Genomic DNA, 21,858 nt, shown 5'->3' with positions numbered 1-21,858 from the left:
TTAGGGCCAGCAGGGTCGGCCACACGATGGACATCCCGGCCCCTCGATAAAGCACCGCCTGAGCCAAGCTCACGAAGTGCGTCGTCGGTGCCAGCAGCATCAAGGTGCGCACCGCCTCGGGCATGCTCTCGCGCGGCGTGGCGCCGCCCGAGAGCATCTGCAGTGGCAGCAGCACCAGGATGATCAGCAGCGCCAGCTGCGGCATCGAGCGCGCCACGGTGCCCAAAAAGATGCCCATCGAGGTGGTGGCGAACAGGTGCAGCGCCACGACCAGCATGAACAAGGCGAGCGCGCCGCCAATGGGCATCTCCAGCACCCCCTGCACCATAATGCGAAGCGACAGCAGGGAGGCCAGCAGCACCACGGCGCCCATCGACAGCACCTTGGCCAGCATGATCTCGACCGGACGAATGGGCATGACCAGCAGGTGCTCCAGCGTGCCGTGCCCGCGCTCGCGGATCAGCGCGGCGTCGGCCAGGATGATCGACAGCATCGTGACCATGTTGATCACTTCCATCACGCCGGTGAACCACGCACTGTTCAACGTGGGATTGAAACGCATGCGAACGGCCAGTTCCACAGGCGACGCAGCCGCAGCGCGCTCGCCCTGCACGAACTCCTGAAGCTCGAGCTGGATCATGTTCTGTACATAGCCGGTGCCCACGAAGGACTGGCGCATCTGCGTGGCGTCGACGTTCAGTTGCAGGGCCCGCCGGCGGCCCGCGACCACGTCGCGCTGGAAGCCCGGTGGAATGTCGAGCACGAAGCTGTAATGTCCGGTGTCCAGGCCCGCGTCCATCTCCCCAAGCGAAATGAGATCCGGTGTCAGGAAGTCGGGCGGGTAGAAAGCCGAGATGAGACGCTGAGACAGCACGGTCTGGTCTTCGTCCACCACCGCAATCGGGGCGCGCACCAGGCGGTCCGGCATGGCGGTGGCCGCCGTGTAGATGGCGCCGCTGAAGGCCCAGAGCACGAACACCAGCAGCAAACGGTCGCGCCACAGGCTGCGCAACTCCTTGCCGGCAAGCTGCAGCACGATATGCCAGGAAAGCTGCGGCGTCATCATCAACGCTCCTGCTTGCGTAACAGCAGCATGCTCAGCACGAGCAGAACGGGGCCAGACAGTGCGAGCGGAACAAAAAGTGCATGCAGGTCGGCGAAGCCGAGGGCTTTGGAGAAGGTGCCGCGGCTGATGGTGACGAAGGGCGCGGTCGGGTAGATTTGCCCCATCAACGCCGAGAACCCCTCCAGCGTCGAGACCGGATTCAGGATGCCGGAGAACTGGATCGCGGGCAGCATGGTCGCCAGCGCCGTGCCGAACAGCGCTGCCAGCTGGCTGTTGGTGAAGGCGGACATCAGCAGCCCAAGACCGGTCGCCGCGAACACGTAGAGCAGCGCTGCCAGTGTCAACGTGGCCAGACTGCCGGTGAATGGAACGCCGAACAGCGTGACCGCCATCAGCGTCAGCAGCGCGAAGTTCACCATGCCTGCGGCCACATAGGGCAGTTGCTTGCCGAGCAGGAACTCCAGCTTGGTCACCGGGGTGACGTAGAGATTGGTGATCGAGCCCATCTCCTTCTCGCCGACCACGGCCAGCGCGGCCAGCATCGAGGGGATGAAGATCAGCAGAATCGGGATCACCGCTGGCACCATCGAGACGATGCTGCGCACGCCCGGGTTGTAACGGTAGCGCACCTCCACGCTGGCCGGCGGCCGCGTGTCGATGCCGGCATCATTCAGTCGCCCGGTCACGAAGCCGGCATGCAGGGCCTGCACGTAGCCCGAGACGATTTCGGCGCGCATCGGCATCGCGCCGTCGATCCACACGCCCACCGTGGCGGACCGCCCGCGGGCCAGGTCGGCCCCGAAACCGGGCGGAATCTCCAGGGCCAGAGCCAATTCGCCGTTGCGCATGCGGTGGTCCATCTCGGCATCGTTGGCGAGCGGTGCCTGTTCGACGAAATAGGGCGAACCCGACAGCTCAAGCGTGTAGGCCCGGCTGGCGGAAGTGGCGTCGCGGTCGAGCACGGCGTAGCGCAGGTCCTGCACGTCGAGGCTGATGCCGTAGCCCATGATGAGCATCAGCAGCACCGAGCCCAGTAGCGACATGGCAAGACGGATCGGGTCGCGAAGCAACTCCAGCGTCTCGCGCCGGGCGCAGCTGAGCAGGCGATGGTGGCTGAACTGGCGCTGGGTGCGGGCGACGGCTTTGGCTGTCGCCGCCCCATCATGGCGAGTCCCGGCCTCGGCAATGTGCGCGGCGGCCTCTGTCTTCGCGGCAGGGTCCTGCGCCTGGGCGTCCTGCAGCCAGGCCACGAAGCTGTCTTCCAGCGAGCCGCCGCCACGCGCGCGCGCCAGCTCGGCAGGCGTACCGCTGGCCAGCACGCGACCTGCGTGCATCAGAGACACGCGGTCGCAACGTTGCGCCTCGTTCATGAAGTGGGTGGAGACAAAGATCGTAACGCCATCACGTCGCGACAGGTCGATCATCAGCGCCCAGAAGTTGTCGCGCGCCACCGGGTCCACGCCCGAGGTCGGCTCGTCCAGAATCAGCAGTTCGGGCTCGGGCATGACCGCTGCGGCCAGTTGGAGGCGCTGCCGCTGGCCCAGCGGCAGCGTCATCGGCAAGGCCTCGGCCGACTCGCGCAAGCCGAAACGGTCCAGCAAGGTGTCCACCCGATCGGCAATGCACTGCCTGCCGAGGTCGAAGAGCTGGCCCTGCAACTCCAGGTTCTGGCGCACCGTCAGGTCGCGGTAGAGCGAGAAGCCCTGCGACATGTAGCCCACCCGCCGTCGCACGGCCATGTCGCGCGCGTCCAGCGGCTCGCCGAACAGGCGCGCGCTGCCTTCCGTGGCAGGCAACAGGCCCGTGAGCATCTTCATCGTCGTGGTTTTGCCGCAGCCGTTGGACCCCAGAAAACCGAATATCTCGCCGCGCTCAATGCGAAAGTTCACCCGGTCCACAGCGGTAAAGTCGCCGAAGCGGCAGCTCAGGTCCTGCGCCTCGATGGCGATATCGTGTGCCCCGCCCGGGCGCGGCGGTACTACCAGCGCCTGATGGCCGCCGCGCGATGCTGCCGGCAGCATCGCGACGAAGGCATCCTCCAGGCTGGCGCAGCCGGTGCGCTGCAGCATCTCGGCGGGCGTGCCGACCGCCAGCACCCGGCCAGCATGCATGGCCACCAGGCGGTCGAAGCGCCCGGCTTCCTCCATGTAGGCCGTGGCCACGAGCACGGTCATGCCGGGGCGAAGGGCGCGGATGCGGTCGATCAGCACCCAGAACTGGCGGCGCGACAGCGGGTCGACGCCGGTCGTCGGCTCGTCCAGGATCAGCAGGTCCGGGTCATGGATCAGCGCGCAGCACAGGCCGAGCTTCTGCTTCATGCCGCCGGACAGCTTGCCCACGGGTCGGTCGGCGAAGGGCAGCAGACCCGTGCTGCCCAACAGTTCGACAATGCGGGCCTCGCGCTCGCGCTGACCGTGGCCGAACAGGCGGCCGAAGTAGTCGAGGTTCTCGCGCACCGACAGCGTCGCGTAGAGGTTGCGCCCGAGCCCCTGCGGGTTGTAGGCGATGCGCGGGCAGACGCGGCGCCGATGCGCGGGTCGGGCCAAGTCGCCGCCAAGCACGGTGACGTGGCCGCTTTGCAGCGCGCGGGCGCCCGCCACCAGCGCCAGCAGCGTGGATTTGCCGACGCCGTCAGGACCGACGAAGCCGATGATCCCTCCCACGGGCAAGACCAGGTCAATGCCATCGAGGGCCACGACGCCGCCATAGCGGTGACCAACGCCCTGCACACGCACCGCAGGCGGATCGCCTTTCATCGCGCGTGCTCAGAAGCCGCCGGGACAGCTTCCGGCACATTCACTGACAACTTCGGAGGCCATGGCTCAGCGCCGACGCGAACATAGGCCATGCCCGGCAAGCCGGTCTTGACTTGCTCGCGATGGTGGCCAAGCAACGCCGGGTCGATCCGCGCACGCACCTTGAAGACCATCTTCTGCCGTTCGGACTGGGTCTCCACGGTCTTCGGCGTGAATTGCGCCACGCTGGCGACAAAATCGACCTGGGCCGGGATGACCAGGTTCGGCGCCGCGTCCAGCACAAGCCGCGCTTCGGCACCGATGGCCACGCGGCCAGCGACGGTTTCGGGCAGAAAGAAACTCATGGTCACGTCGGCCAGATCCACCAGCGTCACCACGCGCCCGCCCCCGGCGAGCATTTCGCCGGCATGGGTCAGAACGGTTTGCACGCGTCCGGCGCGCGGCGCGCGCAGCACCGCATCCGCGATCTCCACCTCCATGCGATCAACGGCCGCCAGTGCGGACTCGATGGCGGCCTCGGACTCGACAATCTGTGACCGTGCGACAAGCACCCCTGACTCGGCCTCGATGCGCTGCGATTTCGCCGCGCTCAGCGCAGCGCGGCTGGACTGCACGCGCACGTTGGCTGCGTCGAGCTGCTGGGCCGAGATGAAATTCTGCGCCACCAGTTCCGACGTGCGTCGCAGTTCCTTCTCGGCCAGGGCGAACTCGGCTTCGCGCTGCAAGATCAGGGCCGCCACGGTAGATACCGCTTGCTGCCTCTGGCGCACCAGCGCAGTCGCCGTTTCCCGCGCCGTGCGCGCCTGCCGCTGCTGGGCCTGGGCTCCGCGAAGTTGCGCCTCCAGCACTCGCGTGTCCATTCGCGCGATCTCGTCACCGGCAGCAACGAAGTCGCCCTCGTGCACACGCAGGCTCTGCAAGCGCCCGCCCGACTTGGCCGCCACATCGAGCGTCGTGGCCTCAAGGCGACCGTTCCCCCCCACAATGCCGTCTGGCAAACGGTCGGGGGCTGCCCAGCGCCAAGCCACGACGACGCCGGTGACGATCACAGCAGTGATCGCATACATGAAAGGCTTTTGCCAGCGATCAGGCAATTGCAAGGGAGGGACAATATTCCAAGTGTTTCGTTGATTGTAAGTTTGCTGCGGGCCCGAACCTTGACCGATCACAAAGGGTGCGAAAACGTCAAGCAACCGTCACCAGAGCGATCTGCGAGCCGCCAACAATGCCCATGCCTGCGGGAAGCCAACGCTGTGTACGGTGTCGGCATTTTTGATGGCACTGCGTGGGCACTTTCTTCCAGAATCGCTCGTGTCTATGCTGTTATTTGCAACGGCATAACGATCAGCGCGCTCAATGGCTTCCATAGATGTATCGGCGCGACAACGGCAGGGTGTTGGCCAGCTGGCCGGGCTTGCGATCCACGTTCTGGTAGATGGCCACGTCGTCGTAATCGAATGCATGGGCGCAGTGGGGCCGTGCACCCAGATCCGTGCTCCCTGATGCCTCTCATCGGACTTACCCTTTGTCGTTGGCCGGGGCGGTGTTGTTCATACGGTGAAGCAAGCGCTGCAACACGTCCATGGTCTCCCTGCGGGCGCGCTGCTGCGGGTGGTGGCCAACTCCAGGCAGCGCCGTCACTTCAAGCGGCATCAGACCATGACGAAACAAGGCCATCGCGCTGGGCCGCCAGCCATATTCATCGTCATTGCCGAACAACACGGAAACTGGACAACGCACGGCGGCAAGCTCGGCGCTCATGTCCCATTGAAGTGCCTGCGGGCTGGCCCAGGGCTCGTACCAGCCCCAGAACATGGTGTCGGTGTTGTCGCCATGGTGGCGCCGAAGTTTTTCACGCAGGCCGTCTTGCTCAAACGCGCGCCGCGCGACGGCCATTGCATCCACCATGAACTGATCCACAGCCATGGTTGGCGAGCAAGCCAGAACGCCGCATACCAGCTCAGGATGCGCCGCCGCAGCCAGCACCGACATGGCTCCTCCATCACTGTGGCCGAACATCAACGCCTCTTGGATTCCGAAGTGGCGCAACACCTCGCCAAGCACCGGCCCGGCCTCTTCACGCCGGTAACTGGGCTCGCGCCCACCCACCAGACGCTCGGATCGCCCATAACCATACCGGTCATAGGCCAGCACCGGCCAGCCGCTGGCTTCGGCCAACCCCTGAGGCAGATCTTTCCAGGTGGTGATGCAGTCCAGCCCGCCATGCATCATCACGATGCTCGGCTGCCCGTTGCCCACATCACCCCAGGTGGTGGCTGCCAGCCGATGGCCTCCCGCAAACAGTTCGTGTTCCTTCATTTCGTGCTTTTTCATCATGTCAATCTGCCTCCGGGTTGGGCATTGCAGAGGATCCACACAGCCTACAGGTCGGCCTGTCCAGTCAGCAACTGGCGCGCGACGGTGCGGCGCTGGATTTCGCCCGTACCGTCGGGTATGCGCATCACGCGGGCGAAGCGGTAGCCCTCTTCCAGGCGCAGTTCGTTGGTCAGGCCCATGCCGCCGTGGATCTGGATGCTGCGGTCCATCACGCGCCCCAGCATCTCGGTCGAAAATGCCTTGACCATGCTGACCTGCGCGGTGACGGCGCGGCCGCTGTCCAGGCGCCAGGCACAGTTCTGGATCATGGTCTTGGCGGCGTAGATGTCCATGGCGCTGTCGGCCAGCATGAGCTGGATGGCCTGGTGCTCGGCAATGGGCACGCCAAAGGTATTTCGCACCTTGGCATAGTCCACAGCTTGGTCCAGCGCCCATCGGGCCAGGCCCAGGCAAGATGCCGCCATGCCCATGCGCCCGGCGTTGACGCCGTCCATGGCCACCGCCAGTCCGCGCCCGACTTCGCCGAGCCGGTGGTCGTCGCGCACACGCACGCCGTCGAGCACGATGACGCCGGTGTCGCCGCCCAGGTGGCCCATGGTGTTGATGATGCGCGGCACGGAAAAACCGGGCACGCGCGTGTCGACGAAGAAACCGGTGACGCCGCCCTTGTGGCGCGCCGCGGCTTCGGGGTCGGTCAGCGCGAACACCATGGCGTAATCGGCGTAGGGCGAGTTGGTGATCCACTGCTTGGTGCCGGTGAGCACCCATTCGTCACCGTCGCGCACGGCGCGGGTTCGCATGCCGAATACATCGGAGCCTGCATCGGGCTCGCTCAGACCAAAGCACAGGGTCTTGTCGCCGCTGGCGATGCGATCGCGGTATTGCGCGAAGATGTCCGGCTTCAGGTGCCGCAGCACCGGCGACAGACCGTTGGTGAAGGGCGATGGCAGCACCACCGTCTGCACAAGAGGCTGGGCCGGACCCACGCGGTGGTTGAGCACCTCCTGCACATGGGCCATGACCTGCGCGCCCTGCCCGCCGCCGCCCAGTGTTTCGTCGCCAAACAGAGTGTAAAAACCCAACTCGGCCGAGCGCTTGCGCACCTGCTGGCGCAGCGCCAGCGCCTCGGGCACATAACGACCGCTGGCATCGAACAAGCTGCGTTCGCTGCCCAGCAGGTCGTGGTGGCGCTGCTGCAGCGGCAGCACTTCGCGTTCCACGAAGCGCAGCACTGCCTCGGCAATCGCCACGGTATCGGGATCGATGGTGAAGTCCATATGGGAAACCTCGGCGCTACAACAGCCGGAACTTCGGCAGCGTGACCTCGTCGGTCACATCGTCGTACTGCACCGTCACACGCTGGCCGATGCGCACCGCCTCCACATCGTCGGTGACGATGTTGGTCATCATGCGCGCGCCCTCGTCGAGGTCGATCACCGCCACCACGTAGGGGGTGTCGGCCTTGAAGGCCGGACCGGCCGGCCGACGCGCGATGGTGTAGCTGTAAATGGTGCCGGTGCCGCGCGCATCGACCCATTCGACGGCGTCGGAATGGCAGTGCGGGCACAGGACGCGCGGATAGAAATGGTGCTTGCCACAGTCATGGCAGCGCTTGAGTGTCAGGCGATGTTGTTTCAGGGCGTCCCAATAGGAGCGGCTCTCGCCATCGATGACGGGCAGGGGTTTGTCGTACATGGTGTTCACCGGGTGGAGAGAATGCAAGTGGCACCGCTGGAGAGCGTGCCGCCGGTGCCGTGGACCAGGGCGGTCACGGCGTCCTGAATCTGGCGCGGGCCGCATTCACCGCGCAACTGGCGCACCGCCTCGATCAGCAGGAAGATGCCGTACATGCCTGGGTGTGCGTAAGACAGACCGCCGCCGTTGGTGTTAAGCGGGAATACACCGCCCGGCGCGGTGCGCTGGTTGGCGACAAAGGCTCCACCCTCGCCACGCTTGCAAAAGCCCAGCGCTTCGAGCGTCAGCAGCACGGTGATGGTGAACGAGTCATAGACCTCAACCACGTCAATGGCGTCATGCCGGATGCCCGCCATGGCAAAGGCGTCCCGACCGGCCACTTCGGCGGCCGTCAGGCGCGCTAGGTCGGCCATGGCGGCGATGGTCCAGTGGGTGTGTGATTCGCCGTAACCGCGCACGAACACCGGCTTGCGACCGAGCGCCTTGGCGTGCTCGGCGGTGGTCATGACCACCGCGCCACCACCGTCGGTGACCAGACAGATATCGAGCAGGTGCAGCGGGTCGGAGATCATCGTGCTCTGGAGCACATCCTCGATCGACAGCGGCTCGCGCATGGTGGCCGCCGGATTGAGCGCCGCCCACTTGCGCGTGGACACCGCGATCTCGGCCAGCTGCTCGGAGGTGGTGCCATATTCGTGCATGTGGCGCTTGGCCGCCATCGCATAGCCGCCCACCGGCGTGGGCATGCCCCAGGGGGTTTCGTACTGCATGGTCAGCACCGCCGGGCGCCCGGCGAGGTTTCGGCTCATCTCGCTCTTCTGCAGGCTACCGTAAGTGATCAGCGCCACCTCGCAGCGGCCAGCCTCGATGGCGGTGGCGGCATGCGCCACATGCGCCTCGAAGGCCGAGCCGCCGATGTTGGTGCCGTCGACGAAGCGCGGCGTAATCCCCAGGTACTCCGACAGCGTCACGGTCGGCAACTGGCCCGGGCCGGGCACCCCCCACATACCGGCGGTCAGCAACCCATCGACTTCGTGCATGGCGATGCCGGCGTCCTTCAAGGCGTCGCGGGCGACCAGCGCCTGGGCCTGCAGGACCGACATGGGCGCAAGGACCTTGCCGTCCTTCAGTGGCAGGTCGGCAACGCCGACGATCACAGCTTCTCGTTTTGTCATATGTAGAAATCTCCTGGTGTTGGATATCCCGGTCTGTGCGGTCTGTACTATTGATCCGGCCATTTGACGTCGCGAGTCGTGGACGGGCTGCCACAGGCAAACGACTCACGAAAGTTCAAAATTCATGGAGCCGGAGCAGCAGGCAAAAAAGTAATGGTTTCAGTGAAGTCGGCAATGGTTTCGCCACGCTGATTGATCACCAAATGTTGCAACTCCATCAGGGTATAGCCGCGCGAGGTCGTGGGGAGCAGTCGGGCCTCCCCTTCGACATGAATGGTGTCGCCCGGAAACAGCGCACCGCGCAGGCGTGCCTGTACGCCGGTCATACCGCCGAACGGGCCAACCTCGCGCCCTTCCAGCACCTGCTTGATGATTTCGGACACATAGGTTGCCAGCAGCCCCATGCCGAGCGAAATGACCATCGGGCCGGGCGCAAAGCGGCTGCGATGCGATCCGGTCATGTTCTCCCGGATGTACTCCATGTCGATAAAAAATGGTTCATGCAAGCCGACCACATTGACGAAGGTGACGATGTCGGTTTCGGTGATGGTGCGTCGGTGCGTCTTGAAATGATGCGACTTGGCGCTGTCGGTCAGGTTGGCCATTTTGAAGTCCGGTGATTGATGGGTGGTGATGGATGAAAGTGGTTCTCTGCGGGCAATCCTTCTATCGGCCTGGCCCGCTGTTTTGACATAATTGGGTTTTTATGTCGTCTAGCGCAGGAGAACAGCGGATGAACCCAGCACCCTTGCCTGGCGGTCAACTTCAGGGCCAGATCGCCCTCGTCACCGGTGCCACGGCCTTCATCGGTCGTGCCATTGCGCTGGAGTTGGCGCGGCGCGGCGCGCACGTGATCGTCAACGGCCGCAATCCCGAAGCCGGACAGGCAGTGATCAACGAGATCGCTGCGAACGGCTACTGCGCCGCGTTTGAACAAGCCGACCTGACCCATAGCGACGCGGTTCGTGCCATGGTGGATCGAGTTGCCGAGCGCCACGGTCGCCTTGACATCCTGGTGGCCAGCGGCGCAGGCGCCAGTGCCGACTCGCCGTCCTTTCGCCTTTTCAAGGAAATGAGCAACGGCGACTTCGACAACTACATCCGCGCCCACTGGCTCACCCGCGCATTTGCGATCCAGGCTGCCGCCCGCGTCATGGCACTGCACGGCCGCGGCAAGATCGTCGCGGTGGGCACCGACGCGGGCCGCGTGGCCACGGTCGGCGAATCCTTCATTGGCGGCGCCACCGCCGGCATGATGCAGATGTGCCGCGTGCTGGCGCGTGAACTGGGGCGCGACGGCATTCGGGTCAACGCGGTGGCGATGAGCTACATCTGGGATGCCGAGCCGCGCTGGGGCCCGGGCTCGCCAGCGCTCGAAGGCGGTCACGGCAAGGACATGATCGAGAACCTGCGCAAGCGCATGCTGTTCCCCGTGCACTGCCAGGACATCGCCAACGCGGCGGCGTTCTTGGCCGGACCGGAGTCCGATGCCATCACCGGCCAGACCCTGAGCGTCAACGGCGGTTTGAGCACACCGGGCTGACATGGCCATCAGGCGCCACCGTGCGCGGCCTTGACGGCCGCGCGGTCAATGCTATCGGCACCGCCCAAGGGGAGTGCCGGTACAAACACCACGTGCTTGGGTTTTTTGTAGCGTGCGATGCGACCGCCCACAAACTCGATCAACTCCTCGGCACTCAGCGTGCACCCTGCCTTCAGCACGCAGACCGCCTTGACCGCCTCGCCCCACTGAACGTCCGGCACACCGAGGACCACCACCTGCGCCAGCGCCGGGTGCTCCAGAATGGCCCGCTCGACTTCAGCCGGATAGACGTTCTCGCCCCCCGGCTTGATCAACTCCTTGGCCGGTGAACGCCCGCTGTACCAAAGGTAGCCCTCGGCATCGATGCGCCCCATGTCGCCCGTGTGGTGCCAGCCGTTGCGCAGCGCGAAAGCGTTGTCTGCTTCGCAGCGCCAGTAGCCCTGGAACACCATCGGACCCCGCACCACGATCTCGCCGGTGGCGCCGGTGGGCAACGGGCGGTCCAGTTCGTCCACCACTGCGACCGTGTTCAGCGCGGTGGGCCGCCCGGCGCTGCCGGGGCGCTCGTCAAATGGCGCCAGACTGACCGAGCCCGAGGTCTCGGTCTGGCCGTAGGCACTCCAGAAAGTCGCCTGGGGGCAGGTGGTGCGCAAGCGCGCGATGGTCTCGGGCACGTCGATTCCCGACACCACGCGCAGGCTGTCCAGTGCCGAGCCCTGGGCCGCTGCGGCGTCCAGCAGGGCGCCCAGCATCGGCGGGAAGGTGCCGATCAGGCTGCCGCCGTCCTCGTCGATATGCTTGACCAGGCTGGGCGGATCGAAACGTGTCAGCAGCAGCGTCGCCCCGCCCGCCTGCTGCGTGGCCAGCATGAAGCCGATGGCGGCCACGTGAAACAGCGGCAAGACGCCCAGATTGACATCTGAAGTGGTCAACTGCCAGGCCAGTTGCGTCTGCAGGCTGGCGGCGATCAGGCCGCGGTGCGAGAGCAGCGCGCCGCGCGGCCGCCCGCCCACGGCGGCGGTGTGGATGATGACGAGCCCCTCATCGTCATTCAGATCGGCGGGCGGCACGGTGCGATCGAGATACAAGGCGCTGACGGGTTGCCAGGGCGCTGGCGCGACGCCCAGCGTGTAGCGCAGCTTGTCGTCCAGGCCGCTCTGCGGCAGCAGGGCCTGGAACTCATCGGCGACGATCAGCACCCGCGGCGCCACGTCCTCGATGACATAGGCCACCTCCTCGGCCGACAGCCGCCAGTTGATCGGCACCACGATCACGCCCAACTGGGCGGCTGCGCCGAACAGGTCGACATATTCCAGGCAGTTGGGGGCCAGTATCGCCAGCCGGTCACCCTGGCCCACGCCTGCGGCCGCCAGACCAGCCGCCAGGCGCGCCGTGCGCTCGGCATACTGGGCGTGCGTGACCCGCTGATCGCCGAACACCAGGGCGGTGTTCGATCCGTACAAACGCGCGTTGCGCTTGATGAGATCGTGCAGCGTAAAAGATCGCAAACTCATTCCATGCTCCTCGTTCAGATTCAGCTTCGACTCGCCGGAGGTGGCGCCGGCGGCATTACTTCGTGCAGAAACGCCGCCACGCTGGCGGCGAAGGCGTCGTTGGCATCACCGGCGATCATGTGGCCGGCGCCCTTGAGGTCGACAAAGCGCGCCCGCGGCAGGGTTTGCACCAGGGCGCGCGCATCTTCTTCGCTGATCACGTCGCTGCGTTGGCCGCGCAGCAGCAGGGTGGGCGCCTGCAGACCGCGCAAGGCGCGCTCGTAGCCCTCCGCGTCGCGCCGGTGGTTGTGGTTGGCCTCGCTCATCAGTTGCGGGTCCCAATGCCAATTCCAGCGGCCTTGCACATTCATACGCAGGTTCTTCTTCAGGCCCTCGATCGGTCCTTCCATTGGCCGCCCACGGTAGTCAGCGATGTGTTGCGCGGCTTCTTCCAGCGACGCAAAACCATCGGGCCGCGCCCGCATGAAACTGACGATGCGCTCGACACCGGCTTCTTCCATGCGCGGCGCAATGTCCACCAGCACCAGCGCGTTGATCGGCGGCGCATCGACGCGGCCGACTGCGGCCATGCTGATGAGGCCGCCCAGTGAAGCGCCGACCACCGCCAGCGGCGTGCCCAGTTCGCGCCAGATGCAGCACATGGTGTCGGCCAGCGTCTCGATGCGGTAGTCGCCATCCGTGGCCCAGGCACTGTCGCCGTGGCCCGGCAAGTCCAGCGCCACGGTGTACCAGCCGGCATCGCCCAGCACCTGCGCCGCCTTGCCCCAGGCATGGCGGGTTTGCCCGCCACCGTGCAGCAGCAACACCGCTGGAGCGCCGACCGGGCCATACACCTCAGCGACGAGGGCTCCCCCGTCGAAAGCAAAAAACTCTCGCCGCTCAGTAACGCTCATGTGGAAGGTTTGTTTCTTCATTTCAGTAGACAAATAGCGAGCCGCCGGGCTTGATCATGGTCATCTCAACATAGGTCGAACCATGATGCTTTTCCGGACCAAAACGCAAGACATAGCCCCCAAGATCCATGTTTTTTGCACTTTCGATGGCGCTCATGAACTTCTCACGGGTCAGGTCCGGCCCTGTGAGCCGGAGCGCTTCAACGAAGGCTTTGGCCGAAACAAACCCCGTCATGGATGCATAGCCGACGTGCTTGACCTTGCCGTTGGAATTCATCAGTTTGTTGAATTCGCGCGACACGCCGAGCTTGTTGGAGAACGGCGCCGGCATCGTCTGGGTGACGATGATGCCAGTCGCGTCCTTGCCGAACTGATTGACCAGGAGATTGGTGTCCGCCACCGACAGCAGCAGCAGTTGTGCTGCTACTCCGGTCTTCTTAAACTCGCGAATGAATTCGATCGTCGCCTTGCCGGCCGTCGTCAAAATGACCGCTTGCGGTCGCGCGAGAGCAATTGTTTGCGCCGCAACTGCGGCGTCCCGAGCGTCCGTCGCGATCGCCGCACTCGCTATCGGGGCTACTTGTCGGTCCTTCATAGCCGCCTGCACGCCCGCAAGCCCCTCCTGTCCGAAAGCGTTGTTCAGGTATGCGACGGCGATGGACTTGATCCCTGTCGTCGTCAAATGCTGAACCATTTTTTCTGTTTCACTACCGTACGAAGCCATCACGGTGAACAGATACCGGTTCGGCGTGCGGCGCAGGCTGTCTGCTCCCGTGAACGGCGCAAACAATGGCACACGGTGTTGCTCCAGTAGCGGCAGCACACCGGTGACATTGGCCGTTCCCAAGTTCCCGACCAGCGCGAATACCTTGTCCTCACCAATCAATTTTTCGGTATTGGCCAGTGATCGTTGGGGAACATACCCGTCGTCCATTAGCACGAGCTTCAACCGGCGGCCGAAGACCCCGCCACGGCGGTTCACCTCGTCGATGTACGCCTTGAAACCTTCGCTGAAATCGTTGCCGATTTCTGCAAGCGGCCCGGTCAGCGACACACTCTGACCGATCAGGACGGTCTGTGCTGTTACGCCAGTCTCTGCTCGCGCAAGCCCGGTCCCCAACAGCGTCACACAAAGCGCGGCAATAACCTGCACAGCTTGCAGGGTTGCCCGCACGTTTGGCAGCCGAAGCTGAAGCCCCGACCGAGGATCGCTCAACGCGTTTGCGAATTTCGATTTGCTCAGGTTCATGGCTATCTCTTTTTGGCTGTTTAAAAATTTTGTCAACTCACTTCATGGTGATCACGATCCCGAGCCCACTTCTTGTTCAAAGTCGGCACCATTGCCTGCAACCTGACCCCAGTCGGCGAAGCTCTTGTAGTGCTCGCGCCACGTGGCCAGCAGTTCCTCGCGCGGCAGATCGGCGTAGGCGCCGCGGTCCTGCACATACTCCATGTGACGTCGGCCGCTGACATCAAATTCATGAAAGACCGAATCGGCGCTGCCGTCGAACTCCAACGGGTGGATACCGGCTTTCTCGCACAAGGAGCGGTTGAAAGCGGGCGTTGCCTTGAGCCACTGGCCGTCGACCCACAGCTCGGTGTAGCCATGAAAGACAAACAAGTCGGTGCCCATCAGGTCTTGCAGGCGTTTGCTGGTCAGGTGGTTGCGAACGTCGGCATAGCCCACCCGTGCCGGCACGCCCAGTACACGGGCAGCCGCTGCCAGCAACGCCGCCTTGGGCACGCAAAAGCCACGCCCAGCCTCGATCACGTGGCTGCCCTTCAAGCCCTCGACCGTGGTGTCAAAGTAGTAGGGGTCGTAGAGAAACTCGTCGCGCACGGCGTAATAGAGCTTGACCGCGATCTCGCGCGGCGTCAGGCCGGGGTCGGCCACCCGGCGCGCGAACGCGATCACCGCCGGGTGATCGCTGTCCACGTAGCGGCCGGGCGCGAGATAAGCCGACGGATCGTTCGTGTTTGTGGTTTGCGTCGTCGCGTCCATGTCATTCATCCTTGGCGCTCAGGCACTTCGGCGGCTTGGCCAGGGCAAAGCCGTTGAAGGGTTTGGAGCGATCCGTCGGCTTCAGCTTCCAGGTCTGACGGGCATTGGGCACACCGCCATCGACGCGGATGAAGGAGCCGGTGATGTAGGCCGCCGCCTCGGACAGCAGGAACACGATGGCCGCCGATACTTCGGCCTCGGTGCCATAGCGCTGCAGCGGCACACTCTTCATCAAAATGCGGAACTTGGCCTGCATCTCGGGTTCGTAGGTGTCAAAGCCGCTGCTGGCCACAAAGCCCGGCGCCACCGCGTTGACGCGCACGCCCGACTCGCCCCATTCGCAGGCCGCCGTTTCGGTGAACGACAGCATGCCGGCGCGCGCGGCGCCGCTGTGTCCCATGGTGGGCATGCCCATCCACATGTCGGCGATGATGTTGACGATGGAGCCGCCGTGCGCCTCCATCCACTGCGTGTAGACCTCGCGGGAGACGAGAAAGCCTCCCGTCAGGTTGCTGCGCACCACCGCCTCCCAGCCCTTGAGGCTGATGTCCTTGACCGGCTGCGGGTACTGGCCGCCGGCGTTGTTGACCAGGCCATCGATCCGGCCGTGCTGCGCAATCACGTCGGCAACCAGGTCCTTGACGCCCGGCTCGTCGCGGATGTCGCAGACATGGATGCTGGCTTTGCCACCCGCCGCTTCGATCTCGGCCTGCACCGCCTGCAGCTTCTCGATCTTGCGGCCCACCAGCGCCACGCTGGCGCCCAGGTTGGACAACTCGTGCGCAGTGCAGCGGCCGATGCCGCTGCCACCGCCGGTGACGATCACCGTCTGACCGGCAAAGAGGCCGGGGCGAAACACGGATTTGTAAACAGATTGGCTCATGGATTTGTCTCCTTCGTAATGAGCTCAGGCACGCAGCATGAAATTGCCGTGGCCAAGGGCGATGGGCTTATCGGGGCTGGATTGCCATGCCTGGATGCGCAGATTCGCCACACGCTGGCCCAGCTTGACCATCACGACGTTGGCATAGGTGTCCTGCGGACGGCCCGAGCGCAGGTAATCAATGTTGAAATCGATGGTCTTGGGCAAGTCCCGGCTGTCCATGTGCCACAGCAGGTAGAACAATCCGGCGCACTCCAGAAACCCCCCGGTGGCTCCGCCATGCAGAGCCGGCAGGATGGGGTTGCCTATCAGTTTTTCCTGGAATGGCAGGACGCAGGTGAACTCCTCGCCCTTGACATCGATGCGCAAGTCCAGAAAACGCGCAAAGGGCACCGCCCGGATCACTTCGCTCCAGTCACCCTGGGCGCGCGCATGGTCAATTTGTTCGGTCCATTTCATCGTGGCACATCCTCGTTGCGCAATACCGGTCGCCCGGAAGTAAACATGTAAATGCCGACGGCGGTGGCAATTGGGTCGTCCGGCGTGTCGTGGTAAGCAGCGCCTCGGACGAACGCCAGTTCTGCAGTCAGCTTGTAGCAAACGGCCCCTCCCAGAATCGCACGCCCGGGCGTGGCGGGCTTGAGGTAGTCGATGCGCAAGTCCAGCGTGGCCATCGGCCGTATCTCTGGCAGCTTGACGAAAATCGCGAATCCGAACGCTGCGTCGAGCAGCGCAGTGATCACGCCGCCATGCAAAACCCTGGTCTGCGGATCGCCCACCAGCGCTTCCTGATACTCGACCTTGAGCACGCACCAGTCGGTTCGCGCTGCGTGCGGCAGGAGGCCCAGTTCGCGGTTATACGGAGACACATGGGCAAACTTCTGCCATCTCTTGGCGATTTCTTCTTCGTTGATGGTGTGTGTTTCTGTCATCTCGACATATCTCCAGACAAGGTGAGGGTGGGCTCTTCGCCGGCCGCCGTCACCGGATACCAGCGGGTCGCGGCTAGCGTTTCTTCATGGCGCACGTAGCCGGAGCGCTCCAGCCACAGCAGGTGCGCCAGGGTTTCGCCCATGGCAAGGTAAGCATGCAGCGGGTCGCTCTGCGCGCCATAAACGGCGTAGCCGAGTTCGGTGGCATTCATGCCCCCCGCGCCCAGGCGCGCCATGAACTTGCGCAACGCTTTTTGATGGTGCGCCACCAGTCCGTGCGCGCGCTTGACCCCGGCGTGGTAGACGTCGTGATGGGCCGGCAGCACGTGCTCGATATCCAGCGCGGCAATTGTGCGCAGGCTGTTCAGATAGCGCGGCAGCGGATCGGTTTCGCCATAGGGCCAGACGCCGATGTTGGGCGTGATGCGTTCGAGCAACTGGTCGCCCGTGAGCAGCAGCTTCAACTTGGGCGCATACAGGCAAATCTGTGCAATGCTGTGACCGCCCAGCACCAGCACCTCGAACACATGCTCGCCGATGCGCAGCGTCTGGCCGGCTTCGAGCGGCTCGACGCGCGCCGGCACGGCGCAGGCCATGTTGCTTTGCAAGACCCCGCCCACCACCTGTTGCGCATCCTCCGGCGCCACCCCATGGCGGCACATGAAGTCGATACAGTAGGCGCGGTCATCGGCGCTGGGCACGTGCGTCTGCCCCGCCACCGTCCGTTCTTCCTCGCGCATCAGGATGGTAGCGCCGGTGCGCTCGTGCAGCCACACTGCCAGCCCGAGGTGGTCGGGGTGGTGGTGCGAGACGATGATGCGCGTCAGGCCGGCCGCTAGTGGTCCCTTCAGGGCGCGCAGCCACAGCGCACGGGCGGCTTCGCAGTCGGCACCCGTGTCGAATAGGCACCAACCCTCGCTTTCGCGAATCAGGTAGATGTTGACGTGGTCGATGCCATAGTCCACCGGCAGCGTGAACATCAGGATGCCGGGCAGGACCTCCTTCAGCGGCAGCTCGACCGGCTCTTCCATGACTGAAGTAGCTTGAGAGGTGCTCATGTTCACAACCGTTTCGCCACTTCTTCGAGCATGACCTCGGTGGCACCGCCACCGATGGCCTGGACACGGGCGTCGCGCACCATGCGCTCGATCGGCGTCTCGCGCATATAGCCAGCGCCACCGTGGAACTGCTGACAGTCATAGACCACGTCGTTGAGCAGCTCGCCGCACAGCGCCTTGACCATCGACACTTCCTTGACGCACTCGCGCCCCTTCGCATCGAGCCAGGCAGCGTGGTAAACCAACTGACGGGCCGCCTCGACCTGCGCTGCCCGCATGGCCAGGCGCTGGCGGATCGCCTGCTTGTCCCACAGCGTGGCGCCGAAGGCCTTGCGCTCGCGCACATAGGCCAGCGTCAGCTCGATCGCACGCGCGGCTTCGCCCATCATCTGCGCACCCAGCACCATGCGCTCGTTCTGGAAATTGCGCATGATCTGGTAGAAGCCCTTGTTCTCTTCGCCCAGCAGATTGGCGGCCGGGATGCGGCAATCTTCGAACACCAGTTCGGCGGTGTCGCTGCACAGCCAGCCGCTTTTCTTTAACGCGCGCCCGACTCGAAGGCCCGGCGTACCCTTCTCGACAATGAAGATCGAGATACCGCGCGAGCCCTTGGCCGTCGGGTCGGTCTTGGCGGCGACGAAGTACACGTCACCATGCACGCCGTTGGTGATGAACATCTTGCTGCCATTGATAACCCAGTGGTCTCCGTCGCGCACCGCGCGGGTGCGGATGCCAGCCACGTCAGAGCCTGCATCGGGCTCAGTGACCGCCACGGCACAGATCTTCTCGCCGCAGATGATGGCGGGCAGGTAGCGCGCGAGCTGCTCTGGCGTGCCAAAGTTGGCCAGGTGCGGCGAGGCCATGTCGGTGTGCACCATCACCGTCACGGCAAAGCCGCCGTACGTGGAACGGCCGAGTTCTTCGGCCAGGATCGCGCTGTACACCGTGTCAAGATTCGAGCCGCCGTATTGCTCGGCGTAACGCACGCCGAGGTAGCCGAGCTCACCCATTTTTCTCAGCACCGCACGCGGCACCATGCCTTCCTCTTCCCAGGGCGCTGCCTGTGGCACCACCTCCTGCTCGACAAAGCGGCGCAGGTTGTCCCGGAACTGCCGGTGTTGCTCGTCAAAATAAATCGGCTCGTTCATTGCCTTTCCTCAGATTCCATTGCTTCCATGATTACCAACACATCGCCACCGCGCACCGCGTCACCGACGCGGCAACGCAACTCGCTGACCCGGCCCGCCGCGGGCGCGCTGAGCGTGTGCACCATCTTCATTGCCTCCATCTGCACCAGCGTGTCGCCCGCGTTCACCGTCATGCCCACACTGATTTGCACCTGCGTCACTAGACCGGGCATGGGCGCGAGCAGGCGATTGCCGCCCCGCTCATCATCGGCGCACGCCGCGCCCTTGAGTGCGCGCTGCCAGCGGTCGAGCCGGCGCCAGGCCCACGTGCCGCCCGGCCCGGCCAGCCACACGCGTTTGCCCTGCGTAGCGTGCTGTTCCAGCGCCAACGTGAAGCGCACCGTCAGGCCGTCGTGCTGCAACGCCAGGGTGTCGCCGGTTAGCGTCGCTCCCAGGTTCAGCTCCAGATCGCCGACGCGCACGCGCCAGCCTTCGCCCAACGGCGACACGCTGGCTTCATGCACGCAGCGCTGCTCGTCTTCGAGCAGCACCTGCGTGCTGCCAGTGCCACTCCCGGCGCCGGACGCGCGCCAGGCCCCGAGCGACTGCCAGGCCGAGCGCCCGGCCGCCGCCTGCTGGGTCAGCACGCCGTGCACGGCGGCAGCGGCGATGGCCAGCCCATCGTCCGCGCGCGGCTGCCAGCCTGCGGGAAAGGCGCGTTCGATGTAGTGTGTGGTGAGTACTTGCGCGAAGTGGTCGTGGCGCAGCAGATCGGCCAGAAAACCGAGGTTGCTGTGCACGCCGAGCAGCACCGTGTTGTCCAATGCCGTGGCGAGCCGCCGTGCGGCGGTCGGCCGGTCGTCGGCATGGGCAATCACCTTGGCCAGCATGGAGTCGTAATAGGGCGTCACCTGACTGCCGCTGCGTACGCCGCTGTCGACCCGGACGCCCTCGCCGCGCGGCTCGCGGTAGTCGATCAGGGCGCCGATCTCGGGCGCAAAACCCGCCGCCGGATTCTCCGCGCAGACTCGCGCCTCGATCGCGCAGCCGCGCTGCGACAGGTCCGGCTGGGCGAAGCCGAGCGGCTCACCAGTGGCCACCCGCAGCTGCCATTCGACCAAATCAATACCGACCGTCAACTCGGTCACTGGGTGCTCGACCTGCAGCCGGGTGTTCATTTCCAGAAAGAAGGTGTCGCCGCTGCGGCTGTCGTGGATGAACTCGATGGTGCCGGTGCTGTCGTAGCCCATGGCGTGCCCGATCGTCAGTGCGTGCGAAAACAGGGCCTCGCGCACTGCGGGAGGCAGGTGCGGCGCGGGCGCTTCCTCAATCACTTTCTGGTGGTTGCGCTGGATCGAACATTCACGCTCGAACAGATGGACCAGATGCCCGTGCTTGTCGCCCAGCAACTGCACTTCGAGGTGGCGTGGCTCGTCGAGGTAGCGTTCCAGCAGCACGCGGTCGTCGCCGAACGAAGCCTTTGCTTCGCGTCGCACGGTATCCAGCGCGGCCGAGAAGTCAGCCGCGCTGCGCACCACCCGCATGCCCTTGCCGCCGCCGCCGGCCGAGGCCTTGATCAGCACCGGGTAGCCGATGCCCCCGGCCGCCGCCTGCAAGACCGCAGAGTCCTGGTCGTCGGCGTGGTAGCCCGGCACCACCGGCACGCCGGCTCCGAGCGCGATGCGCTTGGATTCGATCTTCGAGCCCATGCGCCGGATCGCTTCGCGCGAGGGACCCACAAAAATGAGCCCGACGGCTTCGCAGGCGTCAATCAGGGCCAGGCTTTCCGACAAAAAGCCGTAGCCCGGATGGATGGCCTGCGCACCGGCGGCACGCGCCGCGGCCACGATGGCAGCGGCATCAAGGTAGCTGCGCGCGGCCTCCGGCGCTCCGATGCGCACGGCCGTATCGCACAGGGCCACGTGCAGCGCCTCGCGGTCGGCTTCGGAATAGACCGCCACCGTGCGCAGGCCCATGCGGCGCGCGGTGCGGGCGATGCGGCAGGCGATCTCCCCGCGATTGGCAATCAGGAGGGTGTTAAACATCAGTCGCACGCCTTCATGCCAACACTCAGACCTGCCGCCACATCGGCAGCCGCTTGCCAAAAAAGGCAGCGATGCCGTCGCACCCTTCTTCGGTTTCCCAGGCGTCGGCCAGCTTGTCAGCGGTGTAGATCATGTTGGTGGGCAGATCGTGCGCCTGCACATAGGCCACAAGCTTCTTGGTGGCCGCCACCGCGCCGGGCGCGCACTGCAGCAGGTCGGCGAGTTCGCGTTCAATGGCCGCGTCGAGCTGATCGGCCGCCACCACTTCTGAGAGCAGGCCCAGGCGCTGCGCCTCTGCCGCGCTCATGCGGCGCGCCGTCAGGAAGGTGCGCCGGGCGTTGGCTTCACCCATGCGCGCCACGACGTAGGGCGCGATATTGGCCGGCAGCAGGCCCAGGCGCACCTCAGTCAGCGAGTAGATGCCGGTATCGACCGCGATCGTGATGTCGCAGACCGAGATCATGCCGACTCCGCCGCCATACGCGGGGCCATTGATGCGGCCAATGACGGGCATAGGCAGCTCGTTCAGGGCGCGCAGCATGAGCGCCAGATCGCCGCTTTCGCCCACGCGCTCGGTCCGGCTCTTTTTCATGTTGTCCTGCATCCAGCCCAGGTCACCACCCGCGCAAAAGGTCTTGCCGGTGCCGGTGAGCACCACCGCGCGCACGCCCGGCGCTGCGGCCAGCCAATCGACGGCACGGCGCAGCTCGCTGATCAGGGTGGCGTTGAGCGCGTTATGAGTGTCGGGGCGGTTGAGCGTGAGGCGGGCCACGCCGCGCGCGTCGACGACCAGTTGCAGGGTCTCGTAGGTGGGGGTGTTCATAGAGGTTCT

20 protein-coding genes are annotated in these 21,858 nt (G+C 65.0%); 1 reads left to right on the top strand and 19 read right to left on the bottom strand.

Annotated elements, in window-relative coordinates:
* The 8 genes from KYG_RS13650 to KYG_RS13615 all read right to left on the bottom strand — a co-directional run.
* Positions 1-1,063, bottom strand: a 1,063-nt coding sequence (locus KYG_RS13650; protein ID WP_050813858.1) for an ABC transporter permease, incomplete at its 3' end; no start/stop codon positions are given.
* A gap of 2 nt (positions 1,064-1,065) precedes the next feature.
* Positions 1,066-3,822 carry a ribosome-associated ATPase/putative transporter RbbA gene (rbbA, locus tag KYG_RS13645; RefSeq protein WP_008905498.1) on the bottom strand — a complete coding sequence of 919 codons (2,757 nt, stop codon included), beginning with the start codon at positions 3,820-3,822 and terminating at the stop codon, positions 1,066-1,068.
* A complete protein-coding gene (locus tag KYG_RS13640) occupies positions 3,819-4,922 on the bottom strand; it encodes an HlyD family secretion protein (RefSeq protein ID WP_034694564.1) in 1,104 nt (367 codons plus the stop codon). Before KYG_RS13640 ends, rbbA begins: the two co-directional genes overlap by 4 nt.
* Before the next feature lie 418 nt (positions 4,923-5,340).
* Complete coding sequence (locus KYG_RS13635) at positions 5,341-6,156, bottom strand: alpha/beta fold hydrolase (RefSeq protein ID WP_237707262.1); 816 nt, start codon at positions 6,154-6,156, stop codon at positions 5,341-5,343.
* A 47-nt stretch (positions 6,157-6,203) separates the two neighbouring features.
* Positions 6,204-7,436 (bottom strand): acyl-CoA dehydrogenase family protein, encoded by a 1,233-nt coding sequence (locus tag KYG_RS13630; protein ID WP_008905495.1) that lies wholly within the window; start codon positions 7,434-7,436, stop codon positions 6,204-6,206.
* A gap of 16 nt (positions 7,437-7,452) precedes the next feature.
* On the bottom strand, positions 7,453-7,854 hold the full coding sequence (locus KYG_RS13625) for a Zn-ribbon domain-containing OB-fold protein (protein ID WP_034694630.1): 402 nt from the start codon (positions 7,852-7,854) through the stop codon (positions 7,453-7,455).
* A 5-nt stretch (positions 7,855-7,859) separates the two neighbouring features.
* A complete protein-coding gene (locus KYG_RS13620; RefSeq protein ID WP_008905493.1) occupies positions 7,860-9,029 on the bottom strand; it encodes an acetyl-CoA acetyltransferase in 1,170 nt (389 codons plus the stop codon).
* A gap of 122 nt (positions 9,030-9,151) precedes the next feature.
* Positions 9,152-9,634, bottom strand: coding sequence for a MaoC family dehydratase (locus tag KYG_RS13615; protein ID WP_008905492.1), 483 nt, complete (start codon positions 9,632-9,634; stop codon positions 9,152-9,154).
* Between the two features lie 128 nt (positions 9,635-9,762).
* Here KYG_RS13615 and KYG_RS13610 point away from each other — a divergent pair, with 128 nt between their 5' ends.
* The gene (locus tag KYG_RS13610) at positions 9,763-10,572 is read left to right on the top strand and encodes an SDR family NAD(P)-dependent oxidoreductase (RefSeq protein ID WP_008905491.1); all 810 of its coding nucleotides are present in this window, start codon (positions 9,763-9,765) and stop codon (positions 10,570-10,572) included.
* An 8-nt stretch (positions 10,573-10,580) separates the two neighbouring features.
* On the opposite strand, the gene KYG_RS13605 is transcribed toward KYG_RS13610, so the two are convergent.
* Genes KYG_RS13605 through KYG_RS13555 form a run of 11 tightly spaced genes read right to left on the bottom strand, consistent with a single transcriptional unit; the run spans position 10,581 to position 21,849 of the window.
* The gene (locus KYG_RS13605) at positions 10,581-12,086 is read right to left on the bottom strand and encodes an AMP-binding protein (RefSeq protein WP_008905490.1); all 1,506 of its coding nucleotides are present in this window, start codon (positions 12,084-12,086) and stop codon (positions 10,581-10,583) included.
* Between the two features lie 20 nt (positions 12,087-12,106).
* Positions 12,107-13,000: an alpha/beta fold hydrolase gene (locus KYG_RS13600; protein WP_237707261.1), complete on the bottom strand. Its 894-nt coding sequence runs from the start codon at positions 12,998-13,000 to the stop codon at positions 12,107-12,109.
* A gap of 1 nt (position 13,001) precedes the next feature.
* Positions 13,002-14,228: an ABC transporter substrate-binding protein gene (locus KYG_RS13595; RefSeq protein ID WP_008905488.1), complete on the bottom strand. Its 1,227-nt coding sequence runs from the start codon at positions 14,226-14,228 to the stop codon at positions 13,002-13,004.
* A 51-nt stretch (positions 14,229-14,279) separates the two neighbouring features.
* A complete protein-coding gene (locus KYG_RS13590; protein WP_008905487.1) occupies positions 14,280-14,981 on the bottom strand; it encodes a transglutaminase family protein in 702 nt (233 codons plus the stop codon).
* Position 14,982: 1 nt separating this feature from the next.
* Complete coding sequence (locus KYG_RS13585; RefSeq protein ID WP_008905486.1) at positions 14,983-15,864, bottom strand: SDR family oxidoreductase; 882 nt, start codon at positions 15,862-15,864, stop codon at positions 14,983-14,985.
* 24 nt (positions 15,865-15,888) lie between these two features.
* Positions 15,889-16,323, bottom strand: coding sequence for a PaaI family thioesterase (locus tag KYG_RS13580; protein ID WP_008905485.1), 435 nt, complete (start codon positions 16,321-16,323; stop codon positions 15,889-15,891).
* Complete coding sequence (locus tag KYG_RS13575) at positions 16,320-16,796, bottom strand: PaaI family thioesterase (RefSeq protein ID WP_008905484.1); 477 nt, start codon at positions 16,794-16,796, stop codon at positions 16,320-16,322. The genes KYG_RS13580 and KYG_RS13575 overlap by 4 nt, the downstream gene beginning before the upstream one ends.
* Positions 16,793-17,854 (bottom strand): MBL fold metallo-hydrolase, encoded by a 1,062-nt coding sequence (locus KYG_RS13570; protein ID WP_139019384.1) that lies wholly within the window; start codon positions 17,852-17,854, stop codon positions 16,793-16,795. The genes KYG_RS13575 and KYG_RS13570 overlap by 4 nt, the downstream gene beginning before the upstream one ends.
* A 2-nt stretch (positions 17,855-17,856) precedes the next feature.
* Positions 17,857-19,002, bottom strand: a complete 1,146-nt coding sequence (locus KYG_RS13565; RefSeq protein WP_008905482.1) for an acyl-CoA dehydrogenase family protein — start codon at positions 19,000-19,002, stop codon at positions 17,857-17,859.
* Positions 18,999-21,026, bottom strand: coding sequence for a biotin carboxylase N-terminal domain-containing protein (locus tag KYG_RS13560; RefSeq protein WP_008905481.1), 2,028 nt, complete (start codon positions 21,024-21,026; stop codon positions 18,999-19,001). Before KYG_RS13560 ends, KYG_RS13565 begins: the two co-directional genes overlap by 4 nt.
* Positions 21,027-21,051: 25 nt before the next feature.
* Positions 21,052-21,849 carry a crotonase/enoyl-CoA hydratase family protein gene (locus KYG_RS13555; protein WP_008905480.1) on the bottom strand — a complete coding sequence of 266 codons (798 nt, stop codon included), beginning with the start codon at positions 21,847-21,849 and terminating at the stop codon, positions 21,052-21,054.
* Positions 21,850-21,858: the final 9 nt, after the last annotated feature.

The sequence above is a fragment of the Acidovorax sp. NO-1 genome (assembly GCF_000238595.1).
Taxonomy (GTDB): domain Bacteria; phylum Pseudomonadota; class Gammaproteobacteria; order Burkholderiales; family Burkholderiaceae_C; genus Acidovorax.
Note: the sequence above shows the minus strand (reverse complement) of the source record. Positions and strands in the feature narration are given on the sequence as shown.